The 21,761-nt window shown below is 72.8% G+C and carries 19 protein-coding genes; 14 read left to right on the plus strand and 5 right to left on the minus strand.

Translation table 11 applies throughout. From position 1 onward, the window contains the following. Window positions 1-5: 5 nt before the first annotated feature. From ACZ7N4_RS31340 to ACZ7N4_RS31350, 3 genes are all read right to left on the minus strand, one after another. Window positions 6-1,652: a PucR family transcriptional regulator gene (locus ACZ7N4_RS31340; RefSeq protein ID WP_471364917.1), complete on the minus strand. Its 1,647-nt coding sequence runs from the start codon at window positions 1,650-1,652 to the stop codon at window positions 6-8. A gap of 44 nt (window positions 1,653-1,696) precedes the next feature. After that, a complete protein-coding gene (locus ACZ7N4_RS31345) occupies window positions 1,697-3,034 on the minus strand; it encodes an FAD-binding oxidoreductase (protein ID WP_471364919.1) in 1,338 nt (445 codons plus the stop codon). Between the two features lie 64 nt (window positions 3,035-3,098). Then, window positions 3,099-4,901: a glycoside hydrolase family 15 protein gene (locus tag ACZ7N4_RS31350; RefSeq protein WP_471365236.1), complete on the minus strand. Its 1,803-nt coding sequence runs from the start codon at window positions 4,899-4,901 to the stop codon at window positions 3,099-3,101. A gap of 545 nt (window positions 4,902-5,446) precedes the next feature. Between ACZ7N4_RS31350 and ACZ7N4_RS31355 the strand changes: the two genes are divergently transcribed. The 11 genes from ACZ7N4_RS31355 (at window position 5,447) to ACZ7N4_RS31405 (ending at window position 18,146) form a co-directional block, all read left to right on the plus strand. Continuing rightward, the gene (locus ACZ7N4_RS31355) at window positions 5,447-7,096 is read left to right on the plus strand and encodes a CTP synthase (RefSeq protein WP_471364922.1); all 1,650 of its coding nucleotides are present in this window, start codon (window positions 5,447-5,449) and stop codon (window positions 7,094-7,096) included. 127 nt (window positions 7,097-7,223) lie between these two features. Continuing rightward, window positions 7,224-7,850: an NUDIX domain-containing protein gene (locus ACZ7N4_RS31360; RefSeq protein WP_471364924.1), complete on the plus strand. Its 627-nt coding sequence runs from the start codon at window positions 7,224-7,226 to the stop codon at window positions 7,848-7,850. Window positions 7,851-8,025: 175 nt separating this feature from the next. Beyond that, window positions 8,026-10,101, plus strand: coding sequence for a tetratricopeptide repeat protein (locus ACZ7N4_RS31365; RefSeq protein ID WP_471364927.1), 2,076 nt, complete (start codon window positions 8,026-8,028; stop codon window positions 10,099-10,101). 146 nt (window positions 10,102-10,247) lie between these two features. Beyond that, window positions 10,248-11,363: an alanine dehydrogenase gene (gene ald / locus ACZ7N4_RS31370; protein ID WP_471365239.1), complete on the plus strand. Its 1,116-nt coding sequence runs from the start codon at window positions 10,248-10,250 to the stop codon at window positions 11,361-11,363. A gap of 412 nt (window positions 11,364-11,775) precedes the next feature. Next, the gene (locus tag ACZ7N4_RS31375) at window positions 11,776-12,909 is read left to right on the plus strand and encodes a ParA family protein (protein WP_471364930.1); all 1,134 of its coding nucleotides are present in this window, start codon (window positions 11,776-11,778) and stop codon (window positions 12,907-12,909) included. After that, entirely contained in the window at window positions 12,894-13,442 is a 549-nt protein-coding gene (locus ACZ7N4_RS31380) for a hypothetical protein (protein ID WP_471364933.1), read from the plus strand. The genes ACZ7N4_RS31375 and ACZ7N4_RS31380 overlap by 16 nt, the downstream gene beginning before the upstream one ends. A gap of 18 nt (window positions 13,443-13,460) precedes the next feature. Beyond that, a complete protein-coding gene (locus ACZ7N4_RS31385; protein WP_471364935.1) occupies window positions 13,461-14,633 on the plus strand; it encodes a segregation and condensation protein A in 1,173 nt (390 codons plus the stop codon). After that, the gene (scpB, locus tag ACZ7N4_RS31390) at window positions 14,630-15,247 is read left to right on the plus strand and encodes an SMC-Scp complex subunit ScpB (RefSeq protein ID WP_471364937.1); all 618 of its coding nucleotides are present in this window, start codon (window positions 14,630-14,632) and stop codon (window positions 15,245-15,247) included. Before ACZ7N4_RS31385 ends, scpB begins: the two co-directional genes overlap by 4 nt. Window positions 15,248-15,260: 13 nt before the next feature. Beyond that, a complete protein-coding gene (locus tag ACZ7N4_RS31395) occupies window positions 15,261-16,322 on the plus strand; it encodes a pseudouridine synthase (RefSeq protein WP_471364940.1) in 1,062 nt (353 codons plus the stop codon). Window positions 16,323-16,385: 63 nt separating this feature from the next. Further along, the gene (locus ACZ7N4_RS31400; protein WP_471364944.1) at window positions 16,386-17,393 is read left to right on the plus strand and encodes an ADP-ribosylglycohydrolase family protein; all 1,008 of its coding nucleotides are present in this window, start codon (window positions 16,386-16,388) and stop codon (window positions 17,391-17,393) included. Window positions 17,394-17,396: 3 nt separating this feature from the next. Then, window positions 17,397-18,146 (plus strand): nucleotidyltransferase domain-containing protein, encoded by a 750-nt coding sequence (locus ACZ7N4_RS31405; RefSeq protein ID WP_471364947.1) that lies wholly within the window; start codon window positions 17,397-17,399, stop codon window positions 18,144-18,146. Here ACZ7N4_RS31405 and ACZ7N4_RS31410 read toward each other — a convergent pair. Continuing rightward, window positions 18,072-18,815, minus strand: coding sequence for a nucleotidyltransferase domain-containing protein (locus ACZ7N4_RS31410; protein WP_471364950.1), 744 nt, complete (start codon window positions 18,813-18,815; stop codon window positions 18,072-18,074). The genes ACZ7N4_RS31405 and ACZ7N4_RS31410 overlap by 75 nt on opposite strands. A 22-nt stretch (window positions 18,816-18,837) precedes the next feature. Then, window positions 18,838-19,305 (minus strand): Rieske (2Fe-2S) protein, encoded by a 468-nt coding sequence (locus ACZ7N4_RS31415; RefSeq protein ID WP_471364952.1) that lies wholly within the window; start codon window positions 19,303-19,305, stop codon window positions 18,838-18,840. A 169-nt stretch (window positions 19,306-19,474) separates the two neighbouring features. On the opposite strand from ACZ7N4_RS31415, the gene aroH reads away from it, so the two are divergent. From aroH to cmk, 3 genes are all read left to right on the plus strand, one after another. Further along, window positions 19,475-19,837 carry a chorismate mutase gene (gene aroH / locus ACZ7N4_RS31420; protein WP_471364955.1) on the plus strand — a complete coding sequence of 121 codons (363 nt, stop codon included), beginning with the start codon at window positions 19,475-19,477 and terminating at the stop codon, window positions 19,835-19,837. After that, window positions 19,834-20,919, plus strand: a complete 1,086-nt coding sequence (locus ACZ7N4_RS31425; protein WP_471364958.1) for a prephenate dehydrogenase — start codon at window positions 19,834-19,836, stop codon at window positions 20,917-20,919. The genes aroH and ACZ7N4_RS31425 overlap by 4 nt, the downstream gene beginning before the upstream one ends. Before the next feature lie 99 nt (window positions 20,920-21,018). Beyond that, window positions 21,019-21,714, plus strand: a complete 696-nt coding sequence (cmk, locus tag ACZ7N4_RS31430) for a (d)CMP kinase (RefSeq protein ID WP_471364962.1) — start codon at window positions 21,019-21,021, stop codon at window positions 21,712-21,714. The last annotated feature ends 47 nt before the right edge of the window (window positions 21,715-21,761 follow it).

Genomic DNA, 21,761 nt, shown 5'->3' on the forward strand with positions numbered 1-21,761 from the left:
CGGCCTCAGGGCACGTGCCGGCGCGCCCGCAGGGCCAGGCTCAACGCCAGGACCGTCTGCGGGTCGTCGAGGTCGGTGCCCAGCAACTCCCCGATCCGGGCCAGCCGGTTGTACAGCGTCTGCCGGTTCAGATGCAGCTCGCGGGCCGTCTCCGCCTTGCGCCCGGCGTGCGCCAGATAGGTCTCCAGGGTCGGCAGCAGCGGCGGCTTGGAGCGGTGGTCGTGGTCGCGGAGCGGACCGATCGCACGGTCCACGAAGGCCGCCAGGTCCGGGTGGTCGCGCAGCCGCCACAGCAACAGGTCGATGTCCAGGCGCCGGGCGTCGTACCAGGGCCGGTCGGTCAGCCCCTGGGCCGCCGTCGCCGTCTCCGCCGCGTGCCGCAGCCCCGCCGAGGCCGCCGCCCAGCCGCCCGCCACCCCGACGACCACCACCGGCGGCGGCGAGCTCGGCCGGCGCATCCCGGCCCGCTCCACCCCCGCTCGCAGCGCCGCCGCCACGCGGTCCGCGACCGCCGCCCGCTCCGACTCCGAGCGCAGCCCCACCAGCACCGGCACCCGGCCCTCCACCGGCCGCACCCCCAGCAGCACCGGCACCCCCACCGCGGCCAGCTCCTCGGAGACCGCCCGGGCGAGCACCGCCCAGCCACCGCCGGGGGAGAGGGTGTCCCCGAGCCGCATCACGACGGGCAGCAGCGGGCTGCCGCCGGGCTTGAAGCCGAGCACCCGGGCCTGTGCCGGGGCGTCGTCCGCCGCGATCCGGCCCTCGGCGAGATCGGTGAGGAAGTCACCGCGTCCGCGCGCCGCCAGCTCCTCCTCCTGCCGGGCCTGCATCAGCACCACGGCCAGGATGCCCGCGGCCCGCTCGGCGGCGATCCGGTGCACCGGGGCCAACGGGGACCGCACCGGCAGCAGCACCAGCCGGGCACGCACGGAACCGGCCGGCCCGGGCCCGCCGCCGGGCACGTCCACCAGCACCGAACCGGCCGGCGGAGGAGCCTCCTTGTGCGGGCCGCGCAGCCCCTCCCACACCTGCAGGGGGTCCGCGCCCTCCGGCCCCGCTCCGGCGGCGTACAGCAGCTGCGCGTCGGCGGTCTCCAGGAACACCGGGTTGTCGCTGAAGTCGGCCAGGATGCCCAGCACCTGCGGCACCCCGCCGCCGCCCAGCAGCGCCTCGGTGCAGCGCCGGTGCACCTCCTCCGCGCGCTGGAGCAGCGCGTAGTGGCCGTTGACGATCTCGGTGTGGACCTCCTCGGTCACCGTCACGAACGGCACCTCGCGGTGCAGCTGGACCAGCGGCAGACCGGCGGCCCGGGCCGTGTCCACCAGGGCCGCCGGCAGCCGGGCGAAACGCGGGCCCAGCTCGACCACCAGGGCGGCGATCCCGCGCTCGGCGAGCGTCCGGACGAACGCCCGCTGCTCGGCGGGCCGGGTTCCGAGACCGTAGCCGGTGGTGAGCAGCAGCTCGCCGCCCTTGAGCAGCGAGGCGATGTTCGGGACCTCGCCGGCGTGCACCCAGCGCACGGTGCGGCCGAGCCGGTCGGCGCCCGCCAGGACCTCCGGCAGCCCGCTGCGCAGGCCGGGCAGTTCCAGCGCCCGCTGCACGGTGATGCCGGCGCCCTGGGTGTCGAGTCGGTGGTCCGTACGGCTGTCCATGCAGCGGACGCTACCTGCGGGAACGCCCTCAGGACAGCTCCCGCCTACAGCGGCCGGATGTTGTGGTTGAAGCGGAACACGTTGTCGGGGTCGTACCGCCGCTTCACCTTCTCCAGGCGCAGCAGGTTCCCCTCGCCCAGGCCCGCCCGGACCCGCTCGGGGCCCTCGTCGCCGATGAGGGTGAGGGGGGCGGCGTCCGTGCTCCAGGGGCGTACGCCGGCGCAGGCGTCCCGCACCCGGGCGAGGGCCCGCTCGTCGTCGGCCGGGTCCGCCCAGCAGGCGAAGGGGTGCACGATCCAGGCCGCCCGCTGGTAGGGCAGCGGATGACCGCCGGCTCCGTCGGCTCCGGTGGCGACCGCCGCGCCGAGGGGCAGGAGCATGAGCCGGGAAAGCGGCGCCGGAAGGTCCGCCGCCAGGGCGCAGACGGTGTCCACGGCCGCGTCGGGGAGGCCGGTCAGGCACCGGGCCGACCAGTGGGCGCGCATCCCGCCGGGCGGGTACGGCAGCCCCGGCACCCGGACACCCCACACCTCCGCCTCGTGCGGGAGCGCCGTCAGCGGCCCGGCCAGCGCGCGCAGCCCGTCCTCGCCGCCCGCGTACGTCACCAGCGCGGCGCACCTCGGCGCGGGCCGCCCGGACAGGTACAGCGCCGTCCCGCCCGCCTCGCCCGGACCGGCGCCGACGGCCTCGCGGAACGCCCGTACCGCGGCCGGGCCGGACTCCGGCGGGTACAGCACCGTGAGGGCGGAGAGCAGGGGCACCTCGTGCAGCGCCAGGGTCAGCGCGGTCGCGATGCCGAAGTTGCCGCCCCCGCCGTGCAGCGCCCAAAACAGCTCCGGGTTCTCGTCGGCGTCGGCGTGCACCCGCTCGGCGTCGGCGTTCACCAGCTCGACTCCGACGAGATGGTCCGCGGCGGGTCCGACGGCGCGGTCCAGCGGACCGGTGCCGCCGCCCAGGACACAGCCGGCGACCCCGACGCCCGGGTCCCGGCCGACGGTCGCCGCGAGGCCGTACGGCTGCGTGGCCCGGTCGAGGTGCCCCACCGTGGCCCCGCCGCCCACCCGGGCCGCCTCGGCCGCCGGGTCGACGGCCACCGCGTGCATCCGGCGCAGGTCCACCTCCAGCGCCCCGTCCAGCAGGGTGCCCGCCAGGCCCAGTCCGCCGCCGCGCACCGCGACGCGCAGGTCCAGCTCCCGCGCGAAGCGGACCGTCCGCACCACGTCCGTGACGTGCGCGCACCGGGCGATCACGGCCGGACGCCGGTCGGTCCTGGCGTTGGGGACGGCCCGCGCGTCGTCGTATCCGGGATCCCCCGGTGCGAACACGTCGCCGGCCAGGTCCGCACGGAGCGCCGCGAGGGCGGTGTGCGCCTTGGAAGCCATGGCCGCCCCCTTGCCGGGCCGTGGAGCGGAGGTCCGGCTTCCAGCGTAGGCCGGGGCGGCCGGGCTAGCCGCCGTACGCCCCCGAGGCCGTCAGGCGCAGGGCCGTGTCGATCAGCGGCACGTGGCTGAAGGCCTGCGGGAAGTTGCCCACCTGGCGCTTCAGGCGCGGGTCCCACTCCTCGGCGAGCAGACCGAGGTCGTTGCGCAGCGCGAGGAGCTTCTCGAACAGCCTGCGGGCCTCGTCGACCCGGCCGATCATCGCCAGGTCGTCGGCCATCCAGAACGAGCAGGCGAGGAAGGCGCCCTCGTCGCCCGGCAGACCGTCGACGCCCGCGCTGTCGCCCTCCGTCGGGTAGCGCAGGATGAACCCGTCCGGGGTGGACAGCTCGCGCTGGATCGCCTCGATCGTGCCGATCACCCGCTTGTCGTCCGGCGGCAGGAAGCCCATCTGCGGGATGAGCAGCAGGGAGGCGTCCAGCTCCTGCGAGCCGTAGGACTGGGTGAAGGTGTTGCGCTCCTTGTCGTAGCCCTTCTCGCACACGTCCCGGTGGATGTCGTCGCGCAGCTCGCGCCAGCGCTCCAGCGGGCCGTCCGCGTCCCCGGACTCGATGAGCTTGATCGTGCGGTCCACCGCGACCCAGGCCATCACCTTGGAGTGCACGAAGTGCCGGCGCGGCCCGCGCACCTCCCAGATGCCCTCGTCCGGCTCCTGCCAGTGGTCCTCCAGGTAGCGGATCAGCTTCAGCTGGAGGAGCGAGGCGTAGTCGTTGCGGGCCAGGCCGGTCATGTGGCCCAGGTGCAGGGCCTCGGTGACCTCGCCGTACACGTCCAGCTGGAGCTGGTGCGCGGCGCCGTTGCCGACCCGGACCGGGGCCGAGTTCTCGTAGCCGGGCAGCCAGTCCAGCTCGGCCTCGCCCAGCTCGCGCTCGCCGGCGATGCCGTACATGATCTGCAGGTTCTCCGGGTCGCCCGCGACGGCGCGCAGCAGCCACTCGCGCCAGGCGCGGGCCTCCTCGCGGTAGCCCGTGCGCAGCAGCGAGGACAGGGTGATCGCCGCGTCCCGCAGCCAGGTGTAGCGGTAGTCCCAGTTGCGCACGCCCCCGATGTCCTCCGGCAGGGAGGTGGTGGGAGCGGCGACGATGCCGCCGGTCGGGGCGTACGTCAGCGCCTTCAGGGTGATCAGCGAGCGGACCACCGCCTCGCGGTACGGCCCGTGGTACGTACAGTGCTCGACCCACTCGCGCCAGAAGTCCTCCGTGGCCTCCAGCGAGACCTCCGGCTCCGGCAGCGGCGGCGGCTGCTTGTGCGAGGGCTGCCAGGAGATCGTGAAGGCGATCCGGTCACCCGGGGCGACCGTGAAGTCGGCGTACGTGGTGAGCGCCTTGCCGTAGGTCTCGGCCTCCGTGTCGAACCACACCGAGTCCGGCCCGGCCACCGCGACCGTGCGGCCCTCGTGCCTGTGCACCCAGGGCACCACCCGGCCGTAGGAGAACCGCATCCTGAGGGCCGAGCGCATCGGCACCCGTCCGGTGACGCCCTCCACGATCCGGATCAGCTGCGGGGCGCCGTCACGCGGGGGCATGAAATCGGTCACACGGACCGTGCCCCGCGGGGTGTCCCACTCCGATTCCAGGATCAGCGAGTCACCGCGGTAGCTGCGCCGGGCGGCCGTGGGCGGCTTGGCGTCGGCGGCGTGCGCCGGGCCGAGCCGCCAGAAGCCGTGTTCCTCGGTGCCCAGCAGGCCGGCGAAGATGGCATGCGAGTCGAAGCGGGGCAGGCACAGCCAGTCCACCGTGCCGTCCCGGCAGACCAGCGCCGCGGTCTGCATGTCTCCGATGAGTGCGTAGTCTTCGATGCGCCCGGCCACGTGCAACTCCAGTCGAACGGCCACGTCACACCCCCGCGCAGGGGGCTGTCGCTAGTGCGGTCAAGGGGTCGTTGTTGTGCGTCGTTGAGCGGTGAAGCAAAGCAGCCCGCCGAGCCCTGAGGCAACACGACAGTCTTTGCTCAACGAACTGCCGCGCTCTCGTTGTTCCGGGTGATGTTGGCGGGGGTGTGCCGTCGTTCCGGCCGGGCTCGGCAGCGAATGTCCGAGCAGGATACGACGCACGTAGATGATCTGCGTGCCGCTCCGGGCAACGCATGTGGGCCGAACGAGTGACCATCCGGTGAGAACGGTGTGTCAGGAGGAGGCCCGTGGCGACACTGGTGACGGGAGTGACCGCGGCCCGCGTCCGCACGGGCACGGAGCGTGCTCGGAAGCCATCCCGGCCAGGCGCTGATACGCTGGTAGCCCGTGGACCGGTGGGAGAAAAACCCCCGAACCGCAGCGACGGCACCCCCCGGAAACGCCCGGGGAGGACGCCGTACCGCACCCCCCCCAGACGCGACCACGGGAGCCCCCTCTTGGCCATGCCGCCCAAAACCACGACGACCAAGCACATCTTCGTCACCGGGGGTGTCGCCTCCTCGCTCGGCAAGGGCCTGACCGCCTCCAGCCTGGGCATGCTGCTCAAGGCGCGGGGCCTGCGTGTCGTGATGCAGAAGCTGGACCCGTACCTGAACGTCGACCCGGGCACGATGAACCCCTTCCAGCACGGTGAGGTGTTCGTCACCAACGACGGCGCCGAGACCGACCTGGACATCGGCCACTACGAGCGGTTCCTCGACCGCGACCTGGACGGCTCCGCCAACGTGACCACCGGCCAGGTCTACTCCACCGTGATCGCCAAGGAGCGGCGCGGCGAGTACCTGGGCGACACGGTGCAGGTCATCCCGCACATCACCAACGAGATCAAGCACCGCATCCGGCGCATGGCCACCGATGAGGTCGACGTGGTCATCACCGAGGTGGGCGGCACGGTCGGCGACATCGAGTCGCTGCCGTTCCTGGAGACCGTCCGCCAGGTCCGCCACGAGGTCGGCCGGGACAACGTCTTCGTGGTGCACATCTCCCTGCTGCCCTACATCGGCCCGTCGGGTGAGCTGAAGACGAAGCCGACCCAGCACTCGGTGGCCGCGCTGCGGAACATCGGTATCCAGCCCGACGCGATCGTGCTGCGCTGCGACCGCGAGGTCCCGACCGCGATCAAGCGGAAGATCTCCCTGATGTGCGACGTGGACGAGGCCGCGGTGGTGGCCTGCCCCGACGCCCGCTCGATCTACGACATCCCCAAGGTCGTGCACGCCGAGGGCCTGGACGCCTACGTGGTGCGCAAGCTCGACCTGCCCTTCCGGGACGTGGACTGGACGACCTGGGACGACCTGCTGGACCGCGTCCACAACCCCGACCACGAGGTCACCCTGGCGCTGGTCGGCAAGTACATCGACCTGCCCGACGCCTACCTGTCGGTCACCGAGGCCCTGCGCGCCGGCGGGTTCGCCAACCGCGCCCGCGTGAAGATCAAGTGGGTGACCTCCGACGACTGCAAGACCCCGGCCGGTGCCAAGGCCCAGCTCGCGGACGTGGACGGGATCTGCATCCCCGGCGGCTTCGGCGAGCGCGGTGTCAACGGCAAGGTCGGCGCCATCAGGTACGCCCGCGAGAACAAGATCCCGCTGCTCGGCCTCTGCCTGGGCCTGCAGTGCATCGTCGTCGAGGCCGCGCGGAACCTGGCCGACATCCCGGACGCCAACTCCACCGAGTTCGACCCCGCCACCGCCCACCCGGTGATCTCCACCATGGCCGAGCAGATGGACATCGTCGCCGGCGAGGGCGACCTGGGCGGCACCATGCGCCTGGGCATGTACCCGGCCAAGCTCGCCGAGGGCTCCATCGTCCGCGAGGTCTACGACGGCAAGGAGTACGTCGAGGAGCGGCACCGCCACCGCTACGAGGTCAACAACGCCTACCGCGCGGAACTGGAGAAGAAGGCCGGCATCGTCTTCTCCGGCACCTCCCCCGACGGCAAGCTCGTGGAGTACGTGGAGTACCCGCGTGACGTCCACCCCTACCTGGTCGCCACGCAGGCGCACCCGGAGCTGCGCTCCCGGCCGACCCGTGCGAACCCGCTCTTCGCCGGGCTGGTGAAGGCCGCGGTCGAGCGGAAGAACTCGAACTGACACACCGGTTGTACGGTGGCCGGGGTGCACACCTTCGAAGGTGGGCACCCCGGCTTCGTTCTCCCGGTGCGCCGTCCGGCCCGCCGGGAACCGGTTTGTTGTGAACGTGCGTGTGGAGGGACAGGGCATGACGATCAAGGACACCCCCGAGGAGTGGGAGATCCGGGCCACGGACACCCCCTTCACGGGCAACAAGACCGCCGTCCGCACGGACGACGTGGTCATGCCCGACGGCTCGGTGGCCCGCCGCGACTACCAGGTCCACCCCGGATCCGTGGCCGTCCTCGCCCTCGACGAGGAGGACCGGGTGCTGCTGATCAACCAGTACCGGCACCCGGTGCGGCACAAGCTGTGGGAGATCCCGGCCGGACTGCTGGACGTGCCCGGCGAGAACCCGCTGCACGCCGCCCAGCGCGAGCTGTACGAGGAGGCGCACGTCAAGGCCGAGGACTGGCGGGTGCTGACCGACGTGTACACCACCCCCGGCGGCTGCGACGAGGCCGTACGGATCTTCCTGGCCCGCGGCCTGTCCGACGTGGAGGGCGAGCGCTTCGCCGCGGAGCACGAGGAGACCGACATGCAGCACGCGCGCGTGCCGGTCGAGGAGCTGGTGCGCCGCGTCCTGGCCGGTGACGTGCACAACAACTGCCTCGTCGTCGGCGTGCTCTCCCTGGTCGCCGCGCGCGGCGGGGACGGACTGGACGCGCTGCGCCCGGCGGACGCCCCCTGGCCCGCGCGCCCCTTCCAGTCCTGAGCACGGCGTGGGCCCGGTCCGTCCGGGCTACTGGTGTGACGATCGCCTGATCCGATCGGGCGATCCGTCCGCCGCGCTCCTCCGGGAACGTCGCAGAGCGTGAACTAGGCTCTTCAACGCCCGTACCGGAAGACACCGGCGGGCTTGCGCGTGCGGTGGGACGGGAGTGTGGCCCGTGACGGATCAGGCGGTGGACCCAGACGGTGCGGGACTGTCCGCGCACCCGGCCGCGGAGGACCGATTCCTGGGCCGTACCCGGGAGTTGAAGGAGCTGCGCGCCGACATCGAGCGCGCGGGCCTGGACACCCTCTCCGGCCGCAAGGCCCCCCGCGCGCGCGTGCTCCTCATCGCCGGCCGCCCCGGTTCCGGCCGTACCCGTCTCGCCGAGGAACTCGTCCGGCAGGTCGCCGAGCGTTACCCCGACGGGGTGCTGCGGGCCCGGCTCAGCGAGCCCGGCGGAACCCCGGTGCCCGTCGAGCAGGCCGCCCGTGACCTGCTGGCCGCGCTGGGGCTGCCGGCCCCCGCCGGAGCCGCCGAGGACGACCTGGCCGCGGCCCTGCGCGCGGCCCTCGCCGGCAAGCGGACGCTGCTCCTGCTGGACGACGCGGCCGGTGCCGAGCAGGTCGACGCGCTGCTCCCGGACGCCCCCGACTGCCTGGTGGTCGCCGTCTCCCAGGGCCCGCTCACCGGTATCGCGGACGTCCGCCCCTGCACGCTCGGCGGCCTCGACACCAAGTCCGCGCTGCAGCTGCTCACCGGGTACACCGGCTCGGTCCGCATCACCGTCGACCCGCGCTCCGCGGAGAGCCTGGTGGAGGCCTGCCAGGGCCACCCGGCCGCGCTGGTGCTGGCCGGGGGCTGGCTCGCCGCCCGGCCCCAGTCCGCCGTCTCCGACCTCGCCAAGCGGATGCACACGTACACCGAGGGAGGCGCGGACGGCACCGACGGCAGCCCGCTGGCCCGTGTCTTCCGGCTCGTGTACGAGCAGCTGCCCGCACCGGCCGCCCGGACGCTGCGACTGCTCTGCCTGGCCCCGGCCGGCCTCGCCGACCCGCACACCGCCTCGGCGCTGGCCGGCTGCTCGGTCGACGCCGCCCGCGCCACCCTGGACGACCTCGTCGCCCTCGGCCTGCTCCGCGCGGCGGACACCCCGCTGCCCCAGTACGAGGTCCCCGGCTGTCTGCACCCCCTGCTGCGCGCCCTCGCCGAGAGCCAGGAGCGGCCGGCCGAGCTGCAGCTGGCCCGGGCCCGGATGCTGGAGCGGACGGTACGGCTGCTCCAGTCCTGCCGGGCGATCACCGAGACGGACAGCCCGCAGGCCCGGGAGAAGCTGAACGGCATGCCGCCCGCGCTGCGCTTCCCCAGCCCCCGGGCCGCCGCCGACTGGCTGCGCATCCGGCGCCCCGCCCTGCTGGCGTCCGCGCGCCTCGCGGTGGCCGACGGCGAGCTGGACACCCTCGCCCGCCGGCTGATGTCCCAGCTGGTCAGGGCCCTGGCGGCGCATGTCGGCACGCAGGCCGCCGCCCCTGATCTGTACGGCGTCCACGGCCTCGTCCTGGACGTCGCCGAGCGGCGCGGACTGCCCCGCGAGAAGGCCGCGGCCCTGCTGAACCTGGGTGATCTGGACGCGCAGACCGGCCGCACCCGGGAGGCGCTGGCCCGCTTCCGCGCCGCCCTGGAGGCCGGACGCGAGGCGAACGACCCGTACGCGACCGGCCGCGCGATGGAATCCGTAGGCGGCGCCTACCAGGAGCTGGGCGATCACGACCGGGCCGCCGACTGGTTCGGCCGGGCGCTGGCCGAGCGGCTGGCCCGCGGGGAGCACCCGGAGGCCGCCCGGCTGTACGGCCGTATCGGCACCGCGTACACCTACGCGGGGCGCTACGGCGAGGCGCTCAGGAACTGGCGGGCCGCCCTGGCCGGCTACCGCAGGAGCGGCGATGTCGCCGCCAGCGCACGGGCGTTGAGCGAGATCGCCCGGGTGCAGGAGTACGCGGGCCGGCCCGGGGAGTCGCTGCGCACCTGCCAGGAGGCCGTCGAGTGGGCGCGGCGTGCCGAGGACCGCCGGTTGCAGGCCGCGCTCCAGCTGCGGCTCGCCGACACCCTCGACCGGCTCGGGGACCCGGCGGCGGCCCGCCTGCACCGCGCGGCGGCGGAGCGCATGCTGGGTGAGGAGCCCCTGGAGCAGGAAGTAAGGCCGGAACAAGCCGCCAACGCCTGCGAAATCCGTACTGCATCCAGTGAAGATTGATGCAATGGAAGGCTAGACAGCAGGAACACCTTCATTAGACTGGCTCTGCCGCTCGTTCTCCTGCGGTGTCTCCCGGTATGCCCCCGCATGTCTGGGTACGTCTGTATTGCACCCCCATACCCTCTGAGCCAAGGACCGTGATCGACGTGAAGGTCGGCATCCCCCGCGAGGTCAAGAACAACGAGTTCCGGGTGGCCATCACCCCCGCCGGTGTGCACGAGCTGGTGCGCAACGGCCACCAGGTCGTCATCGAGCGGGGCGCCGGCCTCGGCTCCTCGATCACGGACGAGGAGTACGTCTCCGCCGGTGCCGCCATCCTCGACACCGCGGACGAGGTCTGGGCCGCCGCCGACCTGCTGCTGAAGGTCAAGGAGCCGATCGCCGAGGAGTACCACCGCCTCCGCAAGGACCAGACCCTCTTCACCTACCTGCACCTGGCCGCCTCCAAGGAGTGCACGGACGCGCTGCTGGAGTCCGGCACCACGGCCATCGCCTACGAGACCGTCGAGCTGCCGAACCGCGCCCTGCCGCTGCTCGCCCCGATGTCCGAGGTCGCGGGCCGGCTGGCCCCGCAGGTCGGCGCCTACCACCTGATGCGCGCGGCCGGCGGCCGAGGCGTGCTGCCGGGCGGTGTCCCGGGCGTGACCCCGGCCAAGTGCGTCGTCATCGGCGGCGGTGTCTCCGGCTGGAACGCCACCCAGATCGCCGTCGGCATGGGCTTCGACGTCACCCTGCTCGACCGCGACATCAACAAGCTGCGCGAGGCCGACCGGATCTTCGGCACCAAGGTCAAGGCGATCATGTCCAACTCCTTCGAGCTGGAGAAGGCCGTCCTCGACGCCGACCTCGTCATCGGCGCGGTCCTCATCCCGGGCGCCAAGGCCCCGAAGCTGGTCACCAACGAGCTGGTGTCCCGCATGAAGCCGGGAAGTGTTCTTGTCGACATCGCGATCGACCAGGGCGGCTGCTTCGAGGACTCCCGCCCCACCACGCACGCCGAGCCGACCTTCCGGGTCCACAACTCGGTCTTCTACTGCGTCGCCAACATGCCGGGCGCGGTGCCCAACACCTCCACCAACGCCCTCACCAACGCCACGCTGCCGTACATCGTCTCGCTGGCCAACAACGGCTGGGCGGAGGCGCTGCGCCGCGACGCCGCGCTCGCCAAGGGTCTCAACACCCATGACGGCAAGGTCGTTTACAAGGAGGTCGCCGAGGCCCACGGCCTGGACCACGTCGAGCTGGACTCCCTGCTCGGCTGACCCCTGACCTGGTGAGTCGTTAAGTCGCCCACCGGCAAAAGGCGATTCGTCAACACGTCTCGTCAACCCCGTGCATCCGGCCGGACCTTGCCCGACAAGGTCCGGCCGGATGTGTGTATGGTCACTTTGCGAGGCTCGGTCAACTCGCCTCGAACGTAACCCTTCGACCGATTCGCACACCGGTGAAACCTGCTGTGCGACGGCCGTACGCCCTTGACAGAGGGATGTTTCATTGCCGACACATCCTGCCGGGTCCGGCGGATTGTGTTGCTGCGGACCGCCGACACGCCATAGAGTCGCCAACCGTCGGCATGGTGCCACGCTGACCTTGTCTAGAAGTTTCCTGGTCACCAAGGAGGTAAGACGACTTGTGAATGAGTCGACATTTTCTCCCGGGGGTGGTCAACCAGGAATGCCTGCACGGGGCCAGGGCCCCGCGGGATTCGAGGCTGTCGGCTCCGTAGCTGTGCGCACCTTCGCAGCCCACCAGAGTTCCGGTCCGCAGGCGGCCGGGACAGCACACCAGAGCATGGATGGCCATCACGTGAACGCCATGGCCGGCGACGGAAGTGGCGCGCCCCACAACCAATTCGCCGACTACGACGAACTGCCCGAGGGGCACTTCTACGACCCCGACGCCGAGTACGAGCCCGATCCGGAGTACGCGGCCACGCTCGCGCCCGACGCGGCCCGCCAGCGCCGTGAGCGCATCGGTCCGACCGGACGCCCGCTGCCGTACTTCCCGATCCCGGGCCCGCTGACCGACCACGGCCCCGCGACGATCATCGCGATGTGCAACCAGAAGGGCGGCGTCGGCAAGACGACGTCGACCATCAACCTGGGTGCCGCGCTCGCGGAGTACGGCCGGCGCGTGCTGCTCGTGGACTTCGACCCGCAGGGCGCGCTGTCGGTCGGTCTCGGCGTCAATCCCATGGAGCTGGACCTCACCGTCTACAACCTGCTCATGGAGCGGGGCATGTCCGCGGACGAGGTCCTGCTGAAGACGGCGGTCCCCAACATGGACCTGCTGCCCTCCAACATCGACCTGTCGGCCGCCGAGGTCCAGCTGGTCTCCGAGGTCGCGCGCGAGTCGACGCTCCAGCGGGCGCTCAAGCCCCTGCTGTCCGACTACGACTACATCGTGATCGACTGCCAGCCCTCGCTCGGCCTGCTCACGGTCAACGCCCTGACGGCCGCTCACAAGGTGATCGTGCCGCTGGAGTGCGAGTTCTTCGCCCTGCGCGGTGTGGCCCTGCTGACCGAGACCATCGAGAAGGTCCAGGAGCGGCTCAACCCCGAGCTGGAGCTGGACGGCATCCTCGCCACGATGTACGACTCGCGCACGGTGCACAGCCGCGAGGTGCTGGCCCGCGTGGTGGAGGCGTTCGACGACCACGTCTACCACACGGTCATCGGCCGTACGGTCCGCTTCCCGGAGACCACGGTCGCCGGTGAGCCGATCACCACGTACGCCTCCAACTCCGTCGGTGCCGCCGCCTACCGCCAGCTCGCCAGGGAGGTGCTCGCCCGGTGTCACGCCGAGTGAGTCTGCCCGGGGCCGACGAACTGTTCCGCACGACCGGGGGGACGGCGCTCCAGCCGTCCACGCCCCGCCGCGCGGCCAACGGTGAGGCCCGGGTGCCGGCTCCCGCGGGGGAGAGCGACGAGGTGGCCGCCGCCGAGGACGCACCGCAGTCGGTGCCCGTCCGGAGCGGGGACGGAGAGGGCGCGGAGCACGCGGCCGCGGAGGCCGATCCGGCCGAGGCCGGCGAGTCCCGCACCCGGCCGGCCCGGCGGCAGGCGGCGCAGGAAGGTTCTGCCTCCGCGCAGCCGCGCAAGCGCGGCCGGGCGGCGGCGCGGCGGCCCAGCGGGCGCGAGCGGCACGACGAGAAGATCACCGTCTACGTCTCCGCCGAGGAGCTGATGGACCTGGAGCACGCGCGCCTGGTGCTCCGCGGCGAGCACGGGCTCGCGGTGGACCGCGGGCGGATCGTCCGCGAGGCGGTGGCCGTGGTCCTGGCCGACCTGGAGTCCCGCGGGGACGCGAGCATCCTCGTACGACGGCTGCGCGGGCGGTAACGGTAGCCTGCGGGGGCTATGACCTCGAACGGAGCCCCTGCCCCCGGCGCATCCGCCGGCCGTCGGCGTGCGCTGGGGCGAGGGCCGGGCGCCGCGCCGGACGAGCCGGCCGCCGTACCCGCCGAGGCCCCCGCACCGGAGCTGCCGGAGCCGGAGCCGGCCCCCACCGGGCCGGAGCCCGCCGAGCCCGAGCCCATTGGGCCGGAGCCGGCCGGGCCGGAGCCGACCGGGCCCGAGCCCACTGAGCCGGAGCCGATCGAGCCGGAGCCGACCGAACCGGAGCCCGCCGAGCCCGAGCCCATTTCGCCGGTGCCCGCCGAGCCCGGGCCCGCCGAACCCGGGCCGAAGCAGCCGGAGCCCGTTTCCGACGGTGTCTTCAAGGTGCGTCTCTCGAACTTCGAGGGCCCCTTCGACCTGCTCCTCCAGCTGATCTCCAAGCACAAGCTGGACGTCACCGAGGTCGCCCTGTCGAAGGTCACCGACGAGTTCATGGCGCACATCCGGGCCATGGGGCCCGACTGGGACCTGGACCAGACGACGGAGTTCCTCGTCGTGGCCGCCACGCTGCTCGACCTCAAGGCCGCCCGGCTGCTGCCCGCCGCCGAGGTGGAGGACGAGGCCGACCTGGCGCTGCTGGAGGCCCGGGACCTGCTGTTCGCGCGGCTGCTCCAGTACCGCGCGTACAAACAGATCGCCGACATCTTCAACGAGCGGCTCGACGAGGAGGCCCGGCGGTACCCCCGTACCGTCGGCCTCGAACCCGAGCACGCCGAGCTGCTGCCCGAGGTCGTCATCAGCATCGGCCCCGAGGGATTCGCCCAGCTCGCGGTCAAGGCGATGCAGCCGCGGCCCGAGCCGCAGGTCTACGTCGAGCACATCCACGCCCCGCTGGTCAGCGTGCAGGAGCAGGCCGGCATCGTGGTCGCGCGGCTGCGACGGCTGGGCGAGGCCAGCTTCCGGGCGCTGGTGGAGGACACCGACGACACCCTCACCGTCGTGGCGAGGTTCCTCGCGCTGCTGGAGCTGTACCGGGAGAAGGCCGTCGCCCTGGACCAGGAGACCGCCCTCGGCGAGCTGCTGGTGCGCTGGACCGGTGGGGACGGGGACGGGACGCCGAGGGTCACGGACGAGTTCGACCGGCCGCCCCAGGCGCCCGAGGAGGAGAAGGCCAAGGAGGGAAAGAAGGCATGAGCGAGACCGCCGGCCTCGACCTCAAGCCCGCCCTGGAGGCGATGCTCATGGTCGTGGACGAGCCCGCGACCGAGGAGCACCTGGCGAGGATCCTGGAACGGCCCGAGCGGCAGATCGCGGACGCGCTGCGCGAGCTGGCCGACGAGTACACCGTGCAGGGCCGCGGCTTCGAGCTGCGGTTCGTCGCCGGCGGCTGGCGCTTCTACACCCGCGCCGCCTACGCGCCGGCCGTCGAGCGGCTGGTCCTGGACGGCCAGACCGCCCGGCTCACCCAGGCCGCGCTGGAGACCCTCGCGGTCGTCGCCTACCGCCAGCCGGTCAGCCGCAGCCGCGTCTCCGCCGTGCGCGGGGTGAACTGTGACGGGGTCATGCGCACCCTCCTGCAGCGCGGTCTGGTCCAGGAGGCGGGCACGGAACCCGAAACAGGTGCGATCCTGTACAGGACGACGAACCACTTCCTGGAGCGGATGGGCCTGCGCGGCCTGGACGAGCTTCCGGAACTCGCGCCCTTCCTCCCCGAGGCGGAGGCGATCGAGGCCGAGACCCAGGAGGGGGTCCCGTCGTTCGACCCGGACGCGCCCGACGCGCCCGGCGGTCAGGACGCAGACGACTAAGACGGAAACCTTGATGCGAAGCAGCGGCAGCGGCAAGAGCGGCGGGCGCGGTAACTACCGCGGTGCCGGCAACGACAGGGACCAGAAGCAGGGGCAGGGCCGGCCCCGCAAGCCCCGCCCCGAGGAGCGCCGCTACGACGTGGGCCCCGGGGCCACCAAGGACGGCCCCAAGGCCGGACGCGGCGGGGCGGCCCGCGGCGGCGCCAAGGGCGGCCCGAAGCGGCCCCAGCAGGACGGTCGTACGGCCCCGGCGCGCTCCCGGGAGTACGAGACCCGGGTCGAGGAGCGCAACCGGGAGCGGTACGCGGGCAAGAAGGACGTCAGGCTGCCCAAGACCTTCCCCGGCGCCGAGCAGGAGGGCGAGCGGCTGCAGAAGGTCCTCGCGCGCGCGGGCTACGGCTCCCGGCGGGCCTGCGAGGAGCTGATCGACCAGGCCCGGGTCGAGGTGAACGGCGAGATCGTCACCGAGCAGGGCAAGCGGGTCGACCCGGAGAGTGACGAGGTCAAGGTCGACGGCCTGACGGTCGCGACCCAGTCGTACCAGTTCTTCTCGCTGAACAAGCCCGCCGGTGTCGTCTCCACCATGGAGGACCCGGAGGGCCGGCAGTGCCTCGGTGACTACGTCACCAACCGCGAGACCCGGCTCTTCCACGTCGGGCGGCTGGACACCGAGACCGAGGGCGTCATCCTGCTCACCAACCACGGCGAGCTGGCGCACCGCCTCACCCACCCGAAGTACGGCGTGAAGAAGACCTATCTCGCCGCGATCGTCGGGCCGATCCCGCGCGACCTGGGCAAGCGTCTGAAGGACGGCATCCAGCTGGAGGACGGCTACGCGCGCGCGGACCACTTCCGGGTGGTCGAGCAGACCGGCAAGAACTACCTGGTCGAGGTGACCCTGCACGAGGGCCGCAAGCACATCGTGCGCCGCATGCTGGCGGAGGCGGGCTTCCCGGTCGAGAAGCTGGTGCGCACCTCCTTCGGCCCGATCACGCTGGGCGACCAGAAGTCGGGCTGGCTGCGCCGCCTGTCGAACACCGAGGTCGGCATGCTGATGAAGGAAGTCGACCTCTAAAGCGCCTTGCCGTGATCACCGTCCCCCTTTATTGTCATGGTGACGATAAAGGGGGATGTGCATATGCCCAAGCAGCCGGCGACCGGAGCCCTTCTCGGCCTCGCCCTGGGGGACGCCCTCGGTTACCCGACCGAGTTCAAGACCGTGCCGTTGATCGAGTCGATGTTCGGGCCCTGGCGGAAGCTGGAGCTGTCGGAGCGCGCGCGTGTCTCCGACGACACCCAGATGACCCTCGCCCTCGGCCGGGCCCTGCGCACGGCCATGGAACGCGGAGATCTCGCTCCGAAGTGGCTGGAGGGGCCCCTGCGCGAGGAGTTCGTGGACTGGTACCGGTCACCGGAGAACAACCGCGCCCCGGGCAACACGTGTCTGCGGGCCTGCGAGCTGCTCACGGCGGAGGGCCGCGCGTGGCAGGACGCCAGCCAGATCGGCTCCAAGGGCTGCGGTGCCAACATGCGGGTCGCCCCGATCGGACTCGCGCCGGGCCTGAGCGGGGAACAGCGGGCCGGCGCCGCCCAGTTCCAGTCCGCGCTCACCCACGGCCACCCCACCGCGCTGGCCGCCTCCGACCTCACCGCCCACGCCGTCCACCTGCTCGCCCGGGGCACCGACCCCGCCGGACTGATCGGGCAGCTGCGCTCGTACGCCCTGGACAACCGCACCCGCTACCACCACACCTGGCTCGGCGACCTGTGGACCCGGTCCCAGGACCCCGGCCCCGAGCAGTTCATCGCGCGCGGCTGGGACGAGTGCCTGGAGATCCTCGGCCGGCTCCAGGAGGCCGTACGGACCGCCTCCCCGGAGACCGACCCGTGCCTGGCCACCGGCGAGGGCTGGATCGCCGAGGAGGCCCTCGCCACCGGGCTGCTGTGCTTCCTGCTCTTCCCCGGCGAGCCCGTGACCGCCCTGCGCCGGGCCGCCTGCACCGCCGGCGACTCCGACTCCATCGCCTGCCTCACCGGCGCCTTCGCGGGCGCCTGGCTGGGCGCGGACGCCTGGCCCACCGACTGGACCGGCCGGATCGAGTACCGGGGGGACCTGTCGGCCCTCGGAGCGCTCTGGGACGCTTAGTCCATGATCGACGACCTCGACATCGACCTGACCCCGGTGGTCGCGGAACAGCCCGACCCGCTGCTGTTCGCCACCGTCTCCGGCGCCCACCTGTACGGCTTCCCCTCGCAGGACTCCGACGTGGACCTGCGCGGCGTCCACCTGCTCCCCGCCGCCGACCTCCTCGGACTGGGCGAGCCGGAGGAGACCCGCTCGCGGACCTGGGTCCGGTACGGCGTCGAGCTGGACCTCGTCACCCACGACCTGCGCAAGTTCGTACGGCTGATGCTCCGCCGCAACGGCTATGTGCTGGAACAGCTCCTCTCGCCGCTGGTCGTGCACACCACCGACGCCCACCGGGAGCTGGCAGCCCTGGCCCCCGGCGTCCTCACCACCCACCACGCCCACCACTACCGCGGGTTCGCGGTGACCCAGTGGCGGCTGTTCGAGAAGACCGGCGAACTCAAGCCGCTGCTCTACACCTTCCGCGTGCTGCTCACCGGCATCCACCTCATGCGCAGCGGCGAGGTACGGGCCCATCTGCCCACCCTGCTGGAGGAGGTCGGCGGGCCCGGATACCTGCCCGAGCTGATAGCCGCCAAGCAGGAGAGGGAGCACGGCGCGGCCGACGTCGACCGCGAGCGCGTCGAGGCCGACGTGGAGCGGCTGCACGACGTGCTCGACGAGGCGCAGGCCGGCTCAGCCCTGCCCGACACCGCCGGCGCCCACGACGCCCTGCACGACCTCGTGGTCCGGCTCCGCCTGGCGGGCTGAGGCCCGGCGCACCCGGTGCAGGAAGCCGGCCACGCGCGCGTGGTCCGGCTCCGGCGGCAACGGGCTGCCCCGCAGGGCCTCCTCGGCCTCGGCCGCCAGCCGGACCATCCACGCCTCGACCTCGGCCCACGGCACCTCGCCGCGCTTCACCGCCAGCAGGGGCTCGCGCCGCTCACCGACGTCGATCACCAGCTCGCCGGTGCGCAGCAGGTCCCGCGCGCTCATCAGCAGGCGCAGCAGGTGCATCGCGTGCTTCCAGCGCGGGGCGCCCGTCGCGCGGACGTCGGCGTCTAGCTTCCTGCGCTGGCCGAGGGCGTACCGCGTGAAGGTGCCGTACGCCTGCCGGGACAGGAAGGCGCCGCGCAGGGACAGCAGCTCGCGGCCGGTGTCGTCCACGTGCTCCACCAGCGGCGAGTGCAGGCACTCCAGGATGTTCGGGTTGCCGCGCAGCGCCAGTTCGCAGAAGCGTTCCAGCTCCCAGGAGAACCGCTCCTCGCCCGGCCCCTCCACATGCGTCGGCGGCTTCTCGAACCGCCAGAACAGCGGGGTCGGGGCGAGGAACACCCCACGCCGGTCGGTGTCGCTGGCGTCCGTCGCCAGACCGAAGGCGCGGGAGCCCATGACACAGGCGTAGATCGTGTGGTGGCGTACCAGGTCCTGCGGCTGCATCCCCGGAGCGTACGCGGTCCCCTCAGTCCACGTGGATCGAGTTTCCGTCCACCGTGACCGACCGCTTCTCCAGCGGCCTGGTCGCGGGGCCGTGGGCCACCGAACCGTCGGCGATCCGGAACCTGCTGCCGTGGCAGGGGCAGTCGATGGTGCCGTCCGCCACCTCGTTCACCGTGCAGCCCTGGTGGGTGCAGACCGCCGAGAAGGCCTTGAACTTTCCCTTCTCCGGCTGGGTGACCACCACCTTCTCCTCTTTGAACACCTTGCCGCCGCCCTCCGGGATGTCGCCGGTCCGCGCCAGCGCCCTCCCGGCGGGGGATGCCGCCTCCGCGACGGGGGACGTCTCCTCGGCGGCGGGGGGCGCCGAGGAGGCGTCCGTCGCCGCCGACGCGGCCTCGCCGCCGTCCTTGCCGCCGCACCCCACGCATCCCAGGGCGAGCGCACCGGCGCCGGTGGCGAGGACTGTTCGCCGTGTCGCTGGCTGGGGCATGTCAGACCTCCGTACAGAAGTGCACATTCGTTGATACCGAAGTGAATAACGGTGGATACCGGGACATCCGCATCGTCTCAGCGAGCGGGCGGCGCACGCCCCTCCCGCGCGGGCTGACTAGGCTGGACGGACCAAGAACGGAACACGCACGTCAGCGAGGAGCAGCGCCGTGGCGGTACGAGCGGTCCGGGGGGCCGTCCAACTGGAGCGGGACGAGGCCGGACACATGGAGGAGCAGGTGGGGGCCCTGCTCACCGCCGTCCTGGAGCGGAACGGGCTGACCGCCGACGACCTGATCAGCATCTGGTTCACGGCCACGCCCGACCTGCACAGCGACTTCCCCGCCGCCGCGGCCCGCAAGCTCGGCATCGTGGACGTCCCCCTCATCTGCGCACAGGAGCTGGACATCGAGGGCGCCATGCCCCGGGTCGTCCGGATCCTCGCGCACATCGAGTCCGACAGGCCCCGCGCCGACATCAACCACGTCTACCTCGGCGCCGCCGCGGCCCTGCGCAAGGACATCGCCCAGTGAGAACCGCACTCGTCATCGGGACCGGCCTCATCGGCACCTCCGCCGCCCTGGCCCTCGCCCAGCGCGGCGTCACCGTCCACCTCGCCGACCACGACCCCGAGCAGGCCCGCACGGCCGCCGCGCTCGGCGCCGGCACCGACGAGGCCCCCCAGGGCCCGGTCGACCTGGCCGTCGTCGCCGCCCCGCCCGCCCATGTGGCCCGGGTGCTCGCCGACGCGATGCGCCGGGGCGTGGCCCGCGGCTACCTGGACGTCGCCAGCGTCAAGGGCGGCCCCCGCCGCGAGCTGGAGGCACTCGGCCTGGACCTGACCGCGTACCTCGGCACCCACCCCATGTCCGGCCGGGAGAAGTCCGGCCCGCTGGCCGCCACCGGCGACCTCTTCGAGGGCCGCCCCTGGGTGCTCACCCCCACCCGGGACACCGACACCGAGGTGCTCAACCTCGCCCTGGAGCTGGTCTCGCACTGCCGGGCCGTCCCGGTGGTCATGGACGCCGACGCCCACGACCGCGCCGTGGCCCTCGTCTCCCACATGCCCCACCTGGTGTCCAGCCTGGTCGCCGCGCGCCTGGAGCACGCCGAGGAGGCCGCCGTACGGCTGTGCGGGCAGGGCATCCGGGACGTGACCCGGATCGCCGCCTCCGACCCCCGCATGTGGATCGACATCCTGTCCGCGAACCCCGGCCCGGTCGCCGACCTGCTCTCCGACGTCGCCTCCGACCTGGACGAGACGGTCCGCGCGCTGCGCGCCCTGCAGTCCTCCGACGAGGACCAGCGGACCGAGGGCACCGCCGGCATCGAGGACGTGCTGCGCCGCGGGAACGCCGGCCAGGTGCGGGTACCCGGCAAGCACGGCAGCGCCCCGCGCGTGTACGAGACCGTCGTCGTCCTCATCGACGACCAGCCCGGCCAGCTGGCCCGCATCTTCGCGGACGCGGGCCGGGCCGGCGTCAACATCGAGGACGTCCGGATCGAGCACGCGACCGGGCAGCAGGCCGGTCTGGTACAGCTCATGGTCGAACCGAAGGCCACCGCGGCCCTGAGGGAGGCACTGCGCGAGCGGGGCTGGGCCCTGCGCCAGTAACACCCGGCGAGGGCGGCTCCCGCGAGCCAGTAACCTTGTCCGGGGCGCCCTCGCGCCCCGGACCCCGCTCACCACCCTTCACCAGGAAGGTGCCCTCCCGTGGAAAACGGCGCCGCCCCGACCGCCAAGCCCGTGATCGTCGCGATCGACGGTCCCTCCGGCACGGGCAAGTCGAGCACGTCGAAGGCCGTGGCCGCGCAGCTCGGCCTGAGCTACCTGGACACCGGTGCCCAGTACCGGGCCATCACCTGGTGGATGGTGACCAACGGCATCGACCTGGAGGACCCGACCGCCATCGCCGCGGTCGCCGGAAAGCCGGAGATCGTCTCCGGCACCGACCCGGCCGCCCCGGCCATCACGGTCGACGGCGTCGACGTCGCCGGCCCGATCCGCACCCAGGAGGTCACCTCCAAGGTCAGCGCGGTCAGCGCGGTGCCCGAGGTGCGCGCCCGGATCACCGAGCTGCAGCGCTCGCTGGCCGCCGCCGCCGAACACGGCATCGTGGTCGAGGGCCGCGACATCGGTACGACCGTCCTCCCGGACGCCGACCTGAAGATCTTCCTCACCGCCTCCCCGGAGGCCCGTGCGGCCCGCCGCAGCGGTGAGCTGAAGGGCGCCGACGTCCACGCCACCCGCGAGGCCCTGATCAAGCGGGACGCGGCCGACTCCAGCCGCAAGACCTCGCCGCTCGCCAAGGCGGACGACGCGGTCGAGGTGGACACCACCGAGCTCACCCTCGCCCAGGTCATCGAGTGCGTCGTCACCCTGGTCGAGGAGAAGCGGGCCGGGAAGTGAGCCGTACGCCGGTCGCATCGGAGCGGGGGGCCGAGGTCGGGCGGCGC

The organism is Streptomyces sp. NPDC107654 (assembly GCF_055639035.1).

Excerpts from the sequence above, each read along its gene's own strand:
- ACZ7N4_RS31345 (WP_471364919.1), bottom strand. The coding sequence starts at position 3,034 with ATGGCTTCCAAGGCGCACACCGCCCTCGCGGCGCTCCGTGCGGACCTG.
- ACZ7N4_RS31340 (WP_471364917.1), bottom strand. The coding sequence starts at position 1,652 with ATGGACAGCCGTACGGACCACCGACTCGACACCCAGGGCGCCGGCATC.
- ACZ7N4_RS31405 (WP_471364947.1), top strand. The coding sequence starts at position 17,397 with ATGATCGACGACCTCGACATCGACCTGACCCCGGTGGTCGCGGAACAG.
- ACZ7N4_RS31410 (WP_471364950.1), bottom strand. The coding sequence starts at position 18,815 with ATGCAGCCGCAGGACCTGGTACGCCACCACACGATCTACGCCTGTGTC.
- ACZ7N4_RS31400 (WP_471364944.1), top strand. The coding sequence starts at position 16,386 with ATGCCCAAGCAGCCGGCGACCGGAGCCCTTCTCGGCCTCGCCCTGGGG.
- ACZ7N4_RS31355 (WP_471364922.1), top strand. The coding sequence starts at position 5,447 with ATGCCGCCCAAAACCACGACGACCAAGCACATCTTCGTCACCGGGGGT.
- ACZ7N4_RS31375 (WP_471364930.1), top strand. The coding sequence starts at position 11,776 with ATGCCTGCACGGGGCCAGGGCCCCGCGGGATTCGAGGCTGTCGGCTCC.
- ACZ7N4_RS31415 (WP_471364952.1), bottom strand. The coding sequence starts at position 19,305 with ATGCCCCAGCCAGCGACACGGCGAACAGTCCTCGCCACCGGCGCCGGT.
- ACZ7N4_RS31395 (WP_471364940.1), top strand. The coding sequence starts at position 15,261 with ATGCGAAGCAGCGGCAGCGGCAAGAGCGGCGGGCGCGGTAACTACCGC.
- scpB (WP_471364937.1), top strand. The coding sequence starts at position 14,630 with ATGAGCGAGACCGCCGGCCTCGACCTCAAGCCCGCCCTGGAGGCGATG.
- ACZ7N4_RS31360 (WP_471364924.1), top strand. The coding sequence starts at position 7,224 with ATGACGATCAAGGACACCCCCGAGGAGTGGGAGATCCGGGCCACGGAC.
- ACZ7N4_RS31385 (WP_471364935.1), top strand. The coding sequence starts at position 13,461 with ATGACCTCGAACGGAGCCCCTGCCCCCGGCGCATCCGCCGGCCGTCGG.